The organism is Bacillus sp. MMSF_3353 (assembly GCF_030733445.1).
In the GTDB taxonomy this organism is placed as follows: Bacteria; Bacillota; Bacilli; order Bacillales; family Bacillaceae_G; genus Bacillus_A; species Bacillus_A wiedmannii.
In genome coordinates this window covers 1-14,846 of record NZ_JASHJA010000053.1, presented here as the reverse complement: position 1 = coordinate 14,846, position 14,846 = coordinate 1, and the positions used below count along the sequence as shown (strand labels likewise).

Below are 14,846 nucleotides of genomic sequence, written 5' to 3'. Positions count from 1 at the left end.
CTAAAAATAAAAATTGACGTTTCACGTTGTTTGTTTCGTTTAGTTTTCAAAGTTCAACATCGCGTTTCAGCGACTTTTACAATTTAACATTTTGCGTTAAATCTGTCAACAACTTTTTTCTTTCGTTCCTGACGACGCTTATTAATTTACCATATTAATCATTTGTTCGTCAACACTTTTTAAAAAAATGCCAAAATAATTTTATCTTGGCATGATATAAAGCTTAATAACCACTAATGCAGCAACACCAGGTAGGCCTAATATACTTGTGATTGTTGCGGTTCCCAAGTTAATTGGAATATGAAAATCAAAATATGTCCCTACAACATTTACGATAAAGAGTAATGCTATCCCTAAAGTAACATGAAAGAGCGCTTTTCCTATAAAACGTAACGGCTTAGAAGAAACACCAAAAACAAGAAAGATAAAAACTAAAGTAAGAATACCGACAATAACAACTGTAGAATTCATTTTTTCCTCCTTATGAAAGTGACCTATACATATTTATTTGTATGGGACAAGGCGATAAAAAAGAACATTTACCCTACAACTCCAGTTGTTTTATCTTGTTAACCTTCATTCGGCAACACTTTCTTCATAAAAACCATTAATCTTTCTTTCCAAACGAAGTAACCACTAAATATTTAATAAATAAAATAAAAGGTTCTGCTTTTTCAGCAGAACCTTTTACCATTGTTCCATTTTTACAGGACGACGTTTTGCTTCTTTTAACAAGAAGAAATATTTCGCCTCTGCTATTTTCAAAGAACAAAGTACATCTTGAGATGGTTCCACACTTTGTTCAACCATTCTCTTCTGACGTAACCATTCATTCTTCACTTTTTCTAATAGTACAATTAGCTTATCATCATACTCTTTACGCAATTTACCCTTTTTTTGAAAGAACATTTTTGTTTCTCCTCTTATACTTCTCTACGACCTTCTAACGCTTTCGACAGTGTCACTTCATCTGCATATTCTAAATCTCCACCAACTGGCAGACCATGTGCAATACGAGTTACTTTAATACCTGTCGGCTTTAAGAGGCGGGATATATACATCGCTGTAGCTTCCCCTTCAATATTAGGGTTTGTTGCTAGTATCACTTCTTGTACCGTTTCATCATGCAGTCGCTTTAAAAGTTGCGGGATATTAATGTCTTCCGGTCCAATTCCCTCCATTGGAGAAATCGCACCACGTAACACATGATATACACCTTGATACTCTTTCATCTTTTCCATTGCGATTACATCTTTCGGTTCCTGCACAACACAAACAATCGACTGATCTCGATGCAAATCATTACAAATATAACAAGGATCGCGGTCAGTAATATGTCCGCATACAGAACAATACGCTAAATCTCGCTTCGCATTCACAAGTGCTTTTGCAAAACCTAACACATCATCTTCTTTCATATCTAATACGAAAAACGCCAATCGAACCGCTGTTTTCGGTCCGATTCCTGGCAACTTCATAAAACTATCAATTAATTTCGATATCGGTTCTGGATAATGCATATATCAGTATCCTCCTAGAACATTCCACCTGGTAAGTTTAAGCCTTTTGTAAATTTACCCATTGTAGAGTTTGAAAGTTCATCAGCTTTTTTAAGTGCATCATTCGTTGCAGCTAACACTAAGTCTTGTAACATTTCGATATCTTCTGGATCTACAACTTCTTCTTTAACTTTCACTTCAAGAATTTGCTTATGACCATTTGCAATAACTGTGACCATACCGCCGCCAGCTGTACCTTCAACTGTTTTTTCGCCAAGTTCTTCTTGCGCTTTTGCCATATCTTTTTGCATCTTTTGCATTTGTTTCATCATATTATTCATATTTCCCATTCCGCCACGCATCATAATTAATTCCTCCTAATTATTATTACTCTTTTATTTCAATAAGTTCTTGTCCTACTAATTTTACTGCCTCTTCTATAAGAGGATCTTCTTTTTTCTCTGGGCTTTCTTCAGAATTCTCGCCTTCACGCTGTAAAAAATCTTCACGGATTTTACCCCATTCACTTTTTGGAATGGCAATCATATTTAATCTTTTACTTAACAGTTCAAATAAGGCTTGTTCCACTGTATCCATAGCTTCTCGGTTCTCGCTTGCCATTTTACAGTGAATCTCATATTGAAACGCTAAAACGTAAGTATCATCCGAAGCCGCTACCGGTTCGCTATTTTCTAATAAAACAGCAAACGCTACTTTGTTGTATGATTTGAGTCTTCCTAACAACTCACCCCACACAGCTTTTAATTGTTCTAAATCCTGACGCTTTGCTTGCTTTAACACTTCATTTACGCGTCCAACAGGAATTTTCATACTACCTGTACGCACTGGCTTTGGTGTTGCACGTGTCTCTCTGACTTCTTGCTGCACACCAGCCGGCACACCATTCTTTTTGACTTGTTCTAACTCTTTCTCCAATTGCTGCATCCTGTTCATAATTGCTTGTAAACGATCTGCACCGTTCGCTTGCATCATAAACTGTTGACACAGTTGTACCATAACAACTTCTAAGAAAATTCGCGGATGATTTGTCCACTTCATTTCCTGTTGTCCCTTACTAAGCGTATGAATGATTTCATAGATTACTTCCGGTTGCATTTCTTCACTTAACATCCGGAATTGCTCATCTACCATTACTCGTTCCAACATATGTTCCAGTTGTGGTGAGGTTTGATATAAAAGCATATCGCGATAATAGTAAATGAAATCCTCCATAAAACGAACTGGATCTTTCCCTTTACCCATCATCTCATCTATGATACGTAATGCTCTTGATACATCATTTTCACGTATACATTCTACTAAGTTACCTAAGTATTGCTGGGAAACAGAACCTGTCACAGCTAATACATCTTCTGTCGTAACTGTCTCATCACTATAAGATATTGCCTGATCAATAAGACTAAGCGCATCACGCATACCACCTTCAGCGGCACGTGCAACAATTTGTAACGCCTCATCTTCTACTTGCGTACCTTCATTCGTCACAACCGTCGATAATCTCTCAACAATATCATTTACTGATATTTTTCGAAATTCAAAACGCTGGCAACGTGAAATGATTGTAGGCGGAATCTTATGCGGTTCTGTTGTCGCCAAAATAAAGATGACGTGTCCTGGCGGCTCTTCTAACGTTTTTAAAAGCGCATTGAAGGCACCCATAGAAAGCATGTGGACTTCATCAATAATGTATACTTTATATTCTACAGCACTTGGAGCATATTTTACTTTATCTCTAATATCTCGAATTTCATCTACACCGTTATTTGAAGCCGCATCAATTTCTAATACATCTGAAATAGATCCTTGTGTAATCCCCAAACAAGAAGGACATTCATTACAAGGTTCAGCTACCGGAGCATGTTCACAGTTGATTGCTTTTGCAAATACTTTTGCAATTGTCGTTTTTCCTGTTCCCCTCGGCCCAGAAAATAAATAAGCATGTGAAACTTTCTCTTGAAGAAGGGCATTTTGCAACGTTTTTGTCACGTGCTTTTGACCAACTACATCTTCAAATTTTTGCGGTCTCCATGTTCGGTATAACGCTTGGTATGACACGAAAATACGGCCTCCCTCAAAGGTTATTATCTTATTTATTATAACCCATTCTGTTTATAGATTCCAAAAGTTATTTTCTATACAAAAAACCCACCTTAGTATTAAGGTGAGTTTTGTATACATATATAACTGCCGTGCACCTTCTGTCGATTACGTACCATAAGCGTTACTCAAGCAGTTAGCTCGGTTCAGGCACTCCTGCGGCACACGAGAAGACCCGCTTATTGCTGCTTCCTTCCGGACCTGACAAGGTTCACGGGGTCCCGTTGCGCAGGACCCAAACGTCAACACCACTTACTTAAGGCAGACCTTACAGCAGCATAACCTCGAGAAGGGATTCGGCCTCGCTAGAGCGGATTGCGAGTATAGGGCACCGCTACCTCCCCGCTTAGCACGGCAAAGTTAAAACCAATATTCGGTTGCCTTCATTAAAAGGCATTATCAGTATAACTTGTTTTTTTACAAAATGCAAATACGTTAATTCTCGTTACTTTTCTCTAATTTTTTTATCGCTTTTCTTTTTTTACGAAGCTCTCTAAAAAAGTTTGTTAACAAAGTACCGCATTCTTCTTCTAATACACCAGCAACTACCTCGCATTGATGATTAAAGCGTTCATCCGTTAAAAGATTCATCAAAGTCCCTGCACATCCACCTTTCGGATCACTTGCACCATATACAACTCGCTTCACTCGTGATAAAACAATTCCACCCGCACACATCGGACAAGGCTCTAATGTTACATATAACGTCGCATCTTCTAAACGCCATGTCCCTAATTTTTTGCACGCCTCATCAATAGCTAATAACTCAGCGTGAGCTATTGATCTTTGTTCAGTTTCTCTTAAATTATGAGCAACACTAATTACTTCACCATCTAACACTATAACTGCACCAATCGGTACTTCTTGTATTGCCTCTGCTTTTTTAGCCTCTTCTATTGCTAACTGCATAAAATAAATATCTTGATCGTGTTCCATACCATAGTCCTTTCACCTAAAATAAAATACACTTTTTTCCATTTACTGCACCTGGGATAACTTTTACAAATTCAATCCACCCTAATAAAAAAGAGAGGGGATTACATATGAAGAATACTGCCTTACTCATTATCGATATGATTAATGATTTTCAATTTTCACACGGGCCCACCCTAGCTAAAAAATGCGAAATTATAACAAACCCTATTTTACAATTAAAGAAAACAATGAAATCCTTTGGCTACCCCATAATTTATGTTAATGACCATTATCAACTTTGGAGATCTGATATTGACCAACTAATTACTCATTGTACAAATGAGTATAGTGAAAATATCATTCATAAGATTGCTCCAAATACTGATGATTACATTTTTATTAAACCACATTACTCTGCTTTTTATGAAACACCTTTAAATTCCTTATTAGGCTATTTAAAAATAGAAAATCTAATATTGACAGGAGTCGCCGGGAATATATGTATCCTCTTTACAGCTAACGATGCTCATATGAGAAATTATACACTGTATGTACCACAGGACTGTATTGCCTCTAATCATGATCAGGATAATCTGCATGCTTTAAAAATAATGGAAGCCACATTAAAAGCAAATATAGTACCGTCATCTCAAATAAAAATTAATTAATACATATATTTATTTTCTAACTTTTTATATCAAATTAACCCGCTCGCTTCCCTCCTGTGCTACAATAATTCTGTTTTGTGTTTTTAGTAGTCACGGTAAATCACTGATTGAAAGGAGGAAACAGCGTGACCGGAGTACCATTTATCACGGTTGAAGGACCAATTGGTGTTGGAAAAACCTCACTTGCGAAGGCAATTTCAACTCACATGCAACTCCACTTACTAAAAGAAATTGTTGATGAGAATCCTTTTTTAGGAAAATTCTATGAAGACATCGACGAATGGAGTTTTCAAACAGAGATGTTCTTTCTTTGTAATAGATACAAACAATTAGAAGATATTAACATAAAGTATTTGAATCAAAGGAAACCAGTAGTAGCGGATTATCATATATTTAAAAATTTAATTTTTGCATCCCGTACATTAAAGAATTCTCAATATGACAAGTACATGCAAATCTATCGTATCCTTACACAAGATATGCCTGTACCAAACGTTATCGTTTATTTAACAGCTAGCTTGGAAACATTACAAACACGAATTGCGATGCGCGGAAGAGAATTCGAAAAAAACATGGATCCAAATTACTTACTACAGCTCACAAAAGATTACGAAACAGCAATGGATACTTTTAAAAAAGATCATCCAGATATCCCAGTATTAAAATTTAACGGAGACGATATGGATTTTGTAAAAAATCCTGATGATTTAAACGTCATCCTATCCGCCCTTCAAAATACTCTCTTAAAGGAGTCGGAATAACAATGAATTTAAGGCAAAAATATGATATACCAAATGACGCAGTAATCACTATTGCTGGAACAGTAGGTGTCGGAAAATCAACTATGACAACTGCATTAGCTAACGCTTTAGGTTATCGCACATCATTTGAAAAGGTAGATTCGAACCCGTATTTGGACAAGTTCTATGCTGATTTCACACGCTGGAGCTTCCACTTGCAAGTGTACTTTTTAGCAGAACGATTTAAAGAACAAAAAAGAATTTTTGAATACGGTGGCGGTTTTGTTCAAGATCGCTCTATATATGAAGACACTGGAATTTTTGCAAAGATGCATCATGAAAAAGGTACAATGACGGAAACTGATTATGAAACATACAAAGGTTTATTTGACGCTATGGTCATGACTCCTTACTTCCCTCATCCTGATTTATTAATTTACTTAGAAGGTTCTTTCGATGATATTGTTGATCGTATCCAAGAACGCGGACGTCCGATGGAACAACAAACACCAATTGAGTATTGGAAAGAGATGCATGGCCGTTACGAAAACTGGATTAATAACTTTAATGCATGCCCTGTTTTACGATTAAACATTAATGAATACGATATTTTAAAAGATGGTGATTCAATCGAACCAATCATTAAAAAAATTGGCCATTTTTTAAAACAAACACGTAAACTTGTAAAATAAAAAACCCGTGCATACGCACGGGTTTTTCTATTAAATTACTTCTTTTTTGTCGGAGCAATAATTTCACTCTCAGGTTTTCCAGCGTTAATACGCTGACGAACAGTACTTGTACTAATATCGTATGTTTCAGCAATCTCTTTAACAGTCATTTCTTTCCCGTTAATCACTGCTGTTAATACTTTACCTGTACGTTTTGGAGCTGCTTCTTTCTTTACAGCTGCTTTTTCAACTTTTTTTGGCGCCTCTACTTTTGTCGCAGTTTGCTTTACATCACAAGTGCAACCACAAAGTTTACGGAATGTATCATCGCTTATAATGCGTGACACATTTGCACCACTGTTTAAAATTCTATTGTTCTTACAGACAGGACATTGTACATAATATAAAGTTTTTCCATCTAAAGGAAACGTTTGTATAATAAGATCCATGTTGACTCCTTTCATATCTATGAAGATAATCATCGGAATATGAGTGTGTAATAAGGACAAAATCGCCTTACACCATACTTTATGATTGGTTTTAAAATAAAAACTCGTTACGTGTTGGTAACGAGTTCTCCAATCTCCACTTATATGCGCTGTTGTCAATTATATCTGGAGGAGGTAGAGGGATTCGAACCCCCGCGCGACTCTCGCCGCCTGTCGGTTTTCAAGACCGATCCCTTCAGCCAGACTTGGGTATACCTCCATATTGACATCAAATATAATATCAAAAGAAAAACAGTTAGTCAACCCTACTAAAATAAATTATGAGGAAAGGAAAATTTTACTTTTCCTCTCCTACATTATAGTACTGACAACGCTCATAATTACCAATCACTCATACCGATGAATGTTTATAAATTTACTTAATAACTGTTTTTCCTCCCATATAAGGGCGAAGAACTTCTGGAATTATAATTGTACCATCTTCTTGTTGGTAGTTCTCTAAAATAGCTGCCACCGTACGTCCAATTGCAAGACCAGATCCATTTAATGTATGAACATGTTCTGGTTTGCCGTTTGGCTCACGACGGAAACGGATATTTGCACGTCTCGCTTGGAAAGCCTCAAAATTACTACAAGAAGAAATCTCACGATATGTGCCATAGCTTGGAATCCATACTTCGATATCGTATTTCTTCGCTGCTGTAAATCCTAAATCGCCTGTGCACATGCTCATAACGCGATATGGCAACTCTAATAATTGTAACACGCGTTCTGCATCATTTGTTAGTTTTTCTAACTCTTCATAAGAATCTTCTGGTTTTACGAACTTTACAAGCTCTACTTTATTGAACTGATGCTGACGAATTAAGCCACGTGTATCACGGCCAGCTGAACCCGCTTCAGAACGGAAACAAGAGCTAAATGCAGCATATCGTATAGGCAGTTGCTCTTTATTTAAGATTTCATCACGGTGCATGTTCGTTACAGGTACTTCAGCTGTTGGAATTAAGAAGTAATCTTCACTTTCAATACGGAATGCATCTTCTTCAAATTTCGGAAGTTGTCCTGTTCCTGTCATACTTGCACGGTTTACCATATACGGAGGTAATACTTCTTCGTATCCATGCTCGTCAGTATGAAGATCAAGCATAAAGCTAATTAAAGCACGCTCTAATCTCGCGCCAGCACCTTTATAGAATACGAAGCGGCTTCCTGTTACCTTCCCAGCACGCTCGAAATCTAAAATTCCTAAATCTGTAGCAAGATCCCAATGTGGTTTTGGTTCAAAAGCAAATTCTTTCACTTCTCCCCAATTACGTGCTACTACATTATCATCCTCTGTTTCACCAATTGGAGCAGATTCATGAGGTATATTTGGAATAGATAACATTAATCTTTCTAAATCTTCTTCAACTGTACGAAGTTCATTATCAAGATCTTTTACTTTTTCTCCAACTTCACGCATTTCTAGAATTAGAGCTTCTGCATCTTTCTTTTCACGCTTCAATACAGAGATTTGTTGAGATACTTCGTTACGTTTACTTTTTAATTCCTCTGTTTGAACAAGTAATTCTCTTCTTCTCGTATCCAGCTCTTCAAAACGACCAAAATCAGTTAAATCTTCGCCTCTATGCTGTAACTTTGCTTTTACTTCTTCAAAATTTGTACGTAAAAATTTAATATCAAGCATTATATACTCCTCCTTTTATTTTATAAAACACAAAAAACTCCCGTCCCTATATAAAGGGACGGGAGTTAACCCGCGTTGCCACCCTAGTTGAAAGCATTACCGCTTTCCTCTCAAGTAGAAATAACGGCTCTTCACCGGGAATGTTTACTAATCATAAAGATATTCCACATTCCATTCCAGGATGGATTCACAAACTGTTTCTATCGATTTCCACCAACCATCGACTCTCTATAAGAAACGGCATTTGTTACTACTTCCTATCAACACGCTTATTTTATAAAATTGTTACCATCAATTTACTATAATCTTATACAAGTTGCAAGTTACTTATACAACTTTTTTCATTTTCGCTTCTTTTACCATTTCTACAAAGTATGCTGTCACACGATGATCATCCGTTAATTCTGGATGGAATGAAGCAGCTAAAAACTGATTTTGTTTTACTGCTACCATTCGATCACCATGTGTGGAAAGTACTTCAACATCATCAGCTACATTTACAACATACGGAGCACGAATAAATACACCAATAAATTCTTCTCCTACACCTTTAATTGACAGTGCGGCTTCAAAGCTATCTTTTTGGCGTCCGAACGCATTGCGCTCTACTGTAATATCCATAGCACCAATATGTGCTTCTTCATAGCCAATAAGTGTTTTTGCAAGAAGAATCATACCTGCACATGTACCAAACATTGGTTTACCAGACTTCGCGAATGTACGAAGTGGTTCCATGAAAGCATACTTATCAATAAGACGGCGCATTGTTGTACTTTCACCGCCTGGTAAAATAAGACCATCAATCTCTTCAAGTTGCTCTATACGCTTTACAACAACAGCTTCTGCACCACTTGCTTCAACTGATTTTATATGCTCACGAACTGCACCTTGAAGACCTAGTACACCGATTTTCACCATTTTAAAGTTCTCCTTCAATTACCATCCACGCTCTTGCATACGTTGTTCTGGTAATAACGTTGAAATTTCGATACCTTTCATCGCATTACCTAATCCTTTAGAAAGGCTTGCAATTAGTTCGTAATCCTCATAATGTGTCGTCGCTTCAACGATTGCGCGTGCAAATTTCTCTGGATTCTCTGATTTGAAGATACCAGATCCAACAAATACACCATCTGCACCAAGTTGCATCATTAACGCTGCATCTGCTGGTGTTGCTACACCACCTGCTGCGAAGTTTACAACTGGCAAACGACCAAGGCGTTTAATTTCAAGTAATACTTCATAAGGAGCACCAGTATTTTTTGCATATGTCATTAACTCATCTTCACGTAGACTTGCAACTTGACGGATTTCTGCATTGACTTGGCGCATATGACGCACTGCCTCTACAATGTTTCCTGTTCCTGGTTCACCTTTTGTACGAAGCATAGATGCACCTTCTGCAATACGACGTGCAGCTTCTCCGATATCACGGCAACCACATACAAACGGAACTGTGTAATCACGTTTATTTAAATGGTATACTTCATCAGCAGGAGTTAATACTTCACTCTCATCGATATAGTCTACCCCTAATGATTCTAATACACGTGCTTCTACAAGATGACCGATACGGCATTTTGCCATAACCGGAATTGAAACAGCGCCCATAACTTCTTCAACGATTGTTGGGTCTGCCATACGAGAAACGCCACCTGCTGCACGAATATCTGCTGGTACACGCTCTAGTGCCATAACAGCAACTGCGCCTGCCTCTTCTGCAATTTTTGCTTGTTCAGCGTTAATTACGTCCATAATAACGCCGCCTTTTTGCATTTCTGCCATTCCACGTTTTACACGTTCTGTCCCTGTTACATTTGTCATGTTACAAAAACCCCCCTAGGTGAATTGCTTTTCCCCGTTAAAGGCGAAAATTAAGAATACTCTTACATTCTACCACTAACTATCAGATGCTTGTCTACTACTTTTTCATAAAGTCGGTATGAAAAATAGGAATAAGAAAAAGCCCCTACAATGAGGAGCTTTTAAAACCAACCTTTTACTGTATCAACAGCACTATTCCATATACCACTAAAGAAAGAACCAATTCCGCGCATAAAGCGAGTAAACCAATTCGCTTCCTCTACTGCAGACGTTGTTACAAGATCTATTTGTAATGACTTACCAGATAAAAATCCAGGATCATTCGCATCTTTTGGTGTGATTACCATTTGGCCAAGTGCAGCTCCCTTTTTAATAGGTGCTTCTTGTCCCTTATTTGCTTCTTTTAATTCTGTTTTATAAACATCTTTACTTCCTTTTGGCACCGGAAGTGAAACAGCTTGTTTTGTTTGAACTGCTACATCTTTATCTTTAGCATTTTCTACTCGTACTGTTTCTTGTCCTTTTACTGAAGAATCTTTTTTATACATTTGCTTCATTTCAAAGTTAGCAAATCCATAATCATATAGCTTCTTTGTTTCATCAAAACGTGCTGTATGAGAACTTGTTTTAATAACTACAGAAATAAAACGCATTCCGTTTCTTTCAACCGTACCAGTGAAGCAATCCCCTGCTTCTGGAGTCGAGCCTGTTTTCAGGCCATCTACGCCATCATATTCTTTCACTAAGCCCTTTAACATCCAGTTCCAGTTCGACATTGCAAACTTCTCTTTTTCTGGACGGAATTCTTTTTTCGGGATTTTTGCTGTATCTAACACTTTTGGATAATCTTTAATTAAATGTTGTGCTAAAGTTACAACATCCTTTGCAGACATTTTATTTTCTTCATCCGCTGTTGTTCCTTCAGGATGCATTCCCTTTAAATCTTTATTCGTTAAACCTGTAGAATTGACAAATTTATAATTTTTCAACCCTAGTTCTTTCGATTTATCATTCATCATTTTTACGAAGTCTACTTCTTTACCTGCAATTGCTTCTGCTAATGCAATTGTTGCACCATTTGCAGAAAAGATTGCCATTGCTTCATATAACTCTTTTACTGTATAAATGCCACCTTTTTCTAATGCAACATTTGATAAAGAAGCATCTTGTGAAACTTTATACGCATATTCAGAAACCTTAATTTTTTGATCCCACTTAAGTTTTCCTTTATCCACTGCTTCATGAACTAAATATTCACTCATCATCTTTGTCATACTAGCAATTGATAATAATTCATCTGCATTCTTTTGATATAAAATTTTCCCAGAATTCGCTTCAACTAAAATTGCTGCACCTGCTTCAATGTTTAAAGCAGCTCCTGTTTCTGCTGATGCATTGCTATATGGTAACAACATACTACAAGCTAGTGTAAGCATTGTTACTAAAGCAATGAATCTTTTGCAAAACATACCTTTCACTTTTGCTACCCCCAATATCTATGTACTCACATAACCGTTATTCTAACATAATCAAAAAAAAATAGACAGAGATATCAAATCTCCGTCTATTTGTATATAAGACATTACAATGAGTAGTTTGGAGCCTCTTTTGTAATTTGTACGTGATGAGGGTGACTTTCACGTAAACCAGCACCTGACATACGAATGAATTGTGCATTCTCACGTAAGAATTCTAAATTCTGAGCTCCGCAATATCCCATACCGGCACGTAATCCACCAACTAATTGATGAACTGTATCGGCTAAAGGTCCTTTATATGGTACTCGACCTTCAATACCTTCTGGAACAAGTTTTTTATTTCCTTCTTGGAAGTAACGGTCTTTACTTCCTTTTTCCATCGCTCCGACAGAACCCATACCACGATATACTTTAAATTGACGACCTTGATAAATTTCAGTTTCTCCAGGGCTTTCAGCAACACCAGCAAACATACTACCTAGCATAACAACGTGTGCTCCTGCTGCTAAAGCTTTTACCATGTCACCAGAGTACTTAACACCACCATCAGCAATAACTGGAATACCGTGTTTACGAGCTTCTGTTGCACAATCATAAACTGCTGTTAATTGTGGTACACCCACGCCAGCTACAACGCGTGTCGTACAAATAGAGCCTGGTCCAATACCAACTTTAACTACGTTTGCACCTGCTTCAATTAATGCTTTCGTTGCTTCAGCAGTAGCAACATTTCCAGCGATAATATTTAGTGATGGATATTTCGCACGAACTTCTTTCACTTTATCAATAACACCTTGAGAATGTCCATGAGCTGTATCAAGTACGATTGCATCTACGCTAGCTTTTACTAATGCGTCGATACGAAGCATAGCATCAGCCGTTACACCAACCGCTGCTCCAACTAATAAGCGTCCTTGCTTATCCTTCGCAGAATTTGGGAATTCAATTACTTTTTCAATATCTTTTATTGTAATAAGCCCTTGTAATACACCGTTGTTATCAACGAGAGGGAGTTTTTCAATCTTGTACTTTTGTAGGATCTTTTCAGCTTCTTCCAGCGTTGTACCAACTGGAGCTGTAATTAGCTTTTCTTTTGTCATTACGTCGGAAATTTTGATTGAGTAGTCTTGGATAAAACGCATATCACGGTTTGTAATAATACCAACTAATTTTCGCTCGTCTAAATTATTTACAACCGGTACACCTGAGATACGGTATTTTCCCATAAGATGCTCTGCATCATACACTTGATGTTCTGGAGTTAAAAAGAAAGGATCTGAAATAACGCCACTTTCAGAACGTTTTACTTTATCAACTTGCTCCGCTTGTTGTTCAATAGACATGTTTTTATGAATAATTCCTAAACCGCCTTGACGAGCCATTGCAATAGCCATATCAGCTTCTGTTACTGTATCCATTCCTGCACTAATTAACGGGATATTTAACTGTAAGCTTTCAGATAAAACTGTTTTAACACTTACTTCTCTTGGTAGTACATCTGACTTTGCTGGTACAAGTAATACGTCATCAAAAGTCAAACCTTCTTTAACAAATTTAGATTCCCACATAATTGTTCCCCCCATGATACCAGAAATTATTATTAGTAGCTTATCAATTGGTTAAAATACTGTCAAGGACGTATATATATGTTAGAATTTTTAGACAATAAAAGGAGCGTAATATATGCATCAAACACATTGTACTTGGCAGCAATTAAGTTTCTTCTTTTCATCTCAAAATGTACAACGTTATCTTGCCCGTTGCTATGAAAAATCCTCCATACAAGATGCTGAAAAAAAAAGTTTCGAAAATTGTTATCCCTTTATTTATTACTTAGAACACGGGAAAAACTATTATGAATTATATAAGGTAGCCCCCTTTTCGATTCAGCCAATGTTATTGTTTTATGGAATGAGCCAACTTTTTAAAGCCTGCTTACTAACTATTGATCCTAACTATCCAGAATCCACTACTGTTTTAGCTCATGGTGTTACGACTCGTAAACGAAAAAAACAGGGGTATCAATTTTTAGAAGATGAGGTGAAGGTGCAAAAAAATGGATTATTTACTCATATTGCAGAACAGCTGTTTCACATGAAACACTTAGAAGCAGAGAAGTTTAACATGCTAGATCTAATGGGAAATATTCCCGAATTACAAAATTTATTTCGCTATAGTCAAAGGGGGGCCACTTTATATAAAATCGATTCAACAAATACAAATGAACTTTCCTTTTCGGTCAACATACTAGATCGACTCCATATGACTACAGAAAGATTTTCACGTTACATTGAATCAACTTGTAAGCATTTATCCATACAACATGTTCCTGGGAAAACGAGCGGATCGAATCTGCTTTTTACAGCTCCTATCCAGTCGTGGAACCCTATATATAGTACGCCTTTATACTACGAATATCTTGCTGATACTTATTACTTACCAATTCCAATTGACCCGAGAAATCCTAAACCAGTATTACCTGAACTTCTTGTTCATTATTTATTGCTCTACAATTTAAGTATGATTTCTAGATACGAAACAGATTGGTGGTATGATTTACTTGGGAGCTATGGCTCTGAAGATTATCCATTTATTTATCAATTTCTTACTATTTCTGCTCAAAAAATCCCTTACTATATTTCGTCTTTTTTACTAACAGAACCGAGCCTATTTCATGGGAAATAAAAAAACACAAGTCAAAAGACTTGTGTTTTTAATTGCTTGGCGACGTCCTACTCTCACAGGGACAAGGTCCCAACTACCATCGGCGCTAGAGAGCTTAACTTCCGTGTTC

General features: G+C 37.0%; 16 protein-coding genes, 1 tRNA gene, 1 other RNA gene and 1 other annotated feature. Of the genes, 4 read left to right on the top strand and 14 right to left on the bottom strand.

Annotated features, from left to right (window positions below; translation table 11 throughout):
• Window positions 1-201: 201 nt before the first annotated feature.
• The 7 genes from RBB48_RS30415 to tadA all read right to left on the bottom strand — a co-directional run bounded on the left by RBB48_RS30415 (window position 202) and on the right by tadA (window position 4,553).
• Window positions 202-471, bottom strand: coding sequence for a pro-sigmaK processing inhibitor BofA family protein (locus RBB48_RS30415; RefSeq protein WP_001089486.1), 270 nt, complete (start codon window positions 469-471; stop codon window positions 202-204).
• A gap of 216 nt (window positions 472-687) precedes the next feature.
• Window positions 688-909: a YaaL family protein gene (locus tag RBB48_RS30410; protein WP_000466020.1), complete on the bottom strand. Its 222-nt coding sequence runs from the start codon at window positions 907-909 to the stop codon at window positions 688-690.
• Window positions 910-923: 14 nt separating this feature from the next.
• Window positions 924-1,520 carry a recombination protein RecR gene (gene recR / locus RBB48_RS30405; protein WP_306008734.1) on the bottom strand — a complete coding sequence of 199 codons (597 nt, stop codon included), beginning with the start codon at window positions 1,518-1,520 and terminating at the stop codon, window positions 924-926.
• 14 nt (window positions 1,521-1,534) lie between these two features.
• Window positions 1,535-1,861 (bottom strand): YbaB/EbfC family nucleoid-associated protein, encoded by a 327-nt coding sequence (locus RBB48_RS30400; protein ID WP_170771173.1) that lies wholly within the window; start codon window positions 1,859-1,861, stop codon window positions 1,535-1,537.
• A gap of 25 nt (window positions 1,862-1,886) precedes the next feature.
• Window positions 1,887-3,575 (bottom strand): DNA polymerase III subunit gamma/tau, encoded by a 1,689-nt coding sequence (dnaX, locus tag RBB48_RS30395; protein WP_000121581.1) that lies wholly within the window; start codon window positions 3,573-3,575, stop codon window positions 1,887-1,889.
• Window positions 3,576-3,707: 132 nt separating this feature from the next.
• Window positions 3,708-3,972, bottom strand: an RNA gene (gene ffs, locus RBB48_RS30390) — signal recognition particle sRNA large type.
• Window positions 3,973-4,052: 80 nt separating this feature from the next.
• Entirely contained in the window at window positions 4,053-4,553 is a 501-nt protein-coding gene (tadA, locus tag RBB48_RS30385) for a tRNA adenosine(34) deaminase TadA (protein WP_002108901.1), read from the bottom strand.
• A gap of 107 nt (window positions 4,554-4,660) precedes the next feature.
• Between tadA and RBB48_RS30380 the strand changes: the two genes are divergently transcribed.
• From RBB48_RS30380 to RBB48_RS30370, 3 genes are all read left to right on the top strand, one after another.
• Window positions 4,661-5,200, top strand: a complete 540-nt coding sequence (locus tag RBB48_RS30380; RefSeq protein ID WP_000798743.1) for a cysteine hydrolase family protein — start codon at window positions 4,661-4,663, stop codon at window positions 5,198-5,200.
• Between the two features lie 125 nt (window positions 5,201-5,325).
• Window positions 5,326-5,961 (top strand): deoxynucleoside kinase, encoded by a 636-nt coding sequence (locus RBB48_RS30375; protein ID WP_000148207.1) that lies wholly within the window; start codon window positions 5,326-5,328, stop codon window positions 5,959-5,961.
• A gap of 2 nt (window positions 5,962-5,963) precedes the next feature.
• The gene (locus RBB48_RS30370; RefSeq protein ID WP_001053583.1) at window positions 5,964-6,632 is read left to right on the top strand and encodes a deoxynucleoside kinase; all 669 of its coding nucleotides are present in this window, start codon (window positions 5,964-5,966) and stop codon (window positions 6,630-6,632) included.
• A gap of 35 nt (window positions 6,633-6,667) precedes the next feature.
• Here RBB48_RS30370 and RBB48_RS30365 read toward each other — a convergent pair whose 3' ends face one another.
• From RBB48_RS30365 to guaB, 7 genes are all read right to left on the bottom strand, one after another.
• Entirely contained in the window at window positions 6,668-7,060 is a 393-nt protein-coding gene (locus tag RBB48_RS30365) for a sigma factor-like helix-turn-helix DNA-binding protein (RefSeq protein ID WP_000364198.1), read from the bottom strand.
• A gap of 166 nt (window positions 7,061-7,226) precedes the next feature.
• Window positions 7,227-7,319, bottom strand: a tRNA-Ser gene (locus tag RBB48_RS30360).
• Window positions 7,320-7,475: 156 nt separating this feature from the next.
• Entirely contained in the window at window positions 7,476-8,750 is a 1,275-nt protein-coding gene (gene serS / locus RBB48_RS30355; RefSeq protein WP_048543009.1) for a serine--tRNA ligase, read from the bottom strand.
• Between the two features lie 51 nt (window positions 8,751-8,801).
• Window positions 8,802-9,023: a binding site (T-box leader), on the bottom strand.
• Between the two features lie 54 nt (window positions 9,024-9,077).
• Complete coding sequence (pdxT, locus tag RBB48_RS30350) at window positions 9,078-9,668, bottom strand: pyridoxal 5'-phosphate synthase glutaminase subunit PdxT (RefSeq protein WP_000238772.1); 591 nt, start codon at window positions 9,666-9,668, stop codon at window positions 9,078-9,080.
• An 18-nt stretch (window positions 9,669-9,686) separates the two neighbouring features.
• On the bottom strand, window positions 9,687-10,574 hold the full coding sequence (gene pdxS / locus RBB48_RS30345) for a pyridoxal 5'-phosphate synthase lyase subunit PdxS (RefSeq protein ID WP_000186157.1): 888 nt from the start codon (window positions 10,572-10,574) through the stop codon (window positions 9,687-9,689).
• A gap of 161 nt (window positions 10,575-10,735) precedes the next feature.
• Window positions 10,736-12,043 carry a D-alanyl-D-alanine carboxypeptidase DacA gene (gene dacA / locus RBB48_RS30340; protein ID WP_306008735.1) on the bottom strand — a complete coding sequence of 436 codons (1,308 nt, stop codon included), beginning with the start codon at window positions 12,041-12,043 and terminating at the stop codon, window positions 10,736-10,738.
• Between the two features lie 113 nt (window positions 12,044-12,156).
• Window positions 12,157-13,620 (bottom strand): IMP dehydrogenase, encoded by a 1,464-nt coding sequence (gene guaB, locus RBB48_RS30335; RefSeq protein WP_000264076.1) that lies wholly within the window; start codon window positions 13,618-13,620, stop codon window positions 12,157-12,159.
• Between the two features lie 115 nt (window positions 13,621-13,735).
• On the opposite strand from guaB, the gene RBB48_RS30330 reads away from it, so the two are divergent.
• Window positions 13,736-14,737 carry a YaaC family protein gene (locus RBB48_RS30330; RefSeq protein WP_088061445.1) on the top strand — a complete coding sequence of 334 codons (1,002 nt, stop codon included), beginning with the start codon at window positions 13,736-13,738 and terminating at the stop codon, window positions 14,735-14,737.
• Window positions 14,738-14,846: the final 109 nt, after the last annotated feature.

What these genes read in the sequence shown, in the direction of transcription:
- RBB48_RS30400 (WP_170771173.1), bottom strand. Translation starts at nt 1,861, where the DNA reads ATGCGTGGCGGAATGGGAAATATGAATAATATGATGAAACAAATGCAA.
- serS (WP_048543009.1), bottom strand. Translation starts at nt 8,750, where the DNA reads ATGCTTGATATTAAATTTTTACGTACAAATTTTGAAGAAGTAAAAGCA.
- RBB48_RS30370 (WP_001053583.1), top strand. Translation starts at nt 5,964, where the DNA reads ATGAATTTAAGGCAAAAATATGATATACCAAATGACGCAGTAATCACT.
- RBB48_RS30380 (WP_000798743.1), top strand. Translation starts at nt 4,661, where the DNA reads ATGAAGAATACTGCCTTACTCATTATCGATATGATTAATGATTTTCAA.
- pdxS (WP_000186157.1), bottom strand. Translation starts at nt 10,574, where the DNA reads ATGACAAATGTAACAGGGACAGAACGTGTAAAACGTGGAATGGCAGAA.
- RBB48_RS30410 (WP_000466020.1), bottom strand. Translation starts at nt 909, where the DNA reads ATGTTCTTTCAAAAAAAGGGTAAATTGCGTAAAGAGTATGATGATAAG.
- guaB (WP_000264076.1), bottom strand. Translation starts at nt 13,620, where the DNA reads ATGTGGGAATCTAAATTTGTTAAAGAAGGTTTGACTTTTGATGACGTA.
- recR (WP_306008734.1), bottom strand. Translation starts at nt 1,520, where the DNA reads ATGCATTATCCAGAACCGATATCGAAATTAATTGATAGTTTTATGAAG.
- pdxT (WP_000238772.1), bottom strand. Translation starts at nt 9,668, where the DNA reads ATGGTGAAAATCGGTGTACTAGGTCTTCAAGGTGCAGTTCGTGAGCAT.
- dacA (WP_306008735.1), bottom strand. Translation starts at nt 12,043, where the DNA reads ATGTTTTGCAAAAGATTCATTGCTTTAGTAACAATGCTTACACTAGCT.
- tadA (WP_002108901.1), bottom strand. Translation starts at nt 4,553, where the DNA reads ATGGAACACGATCAAGATATTTATTTTATGCAGTTAGCAATAGAAGAG.
- RBB48_RS30415 (WP_001089486.1), bottom strand. Translation starts at nt 471, where the DNA reads ATGAATTCTACAGTTGTTATTGTCGGTATTCTTACTTTAGTTTTTATC.
- RBB48_RS30330 (WP_088061445.1), top strand. Translation starts at nt 13,736, where the DNA reads ATGCATCAAACACATTGTACTTGGCAGCAATTAAGTTTCTTCTTTTCA.
- RBB48_RS30365 (WP_000364198.1), bottom strand. Translation starts at nt 7,060, where the DNA reads ATGGATCTTATTATACAAACGTTTCCTTTAGATGGAAAAACTTTATAT.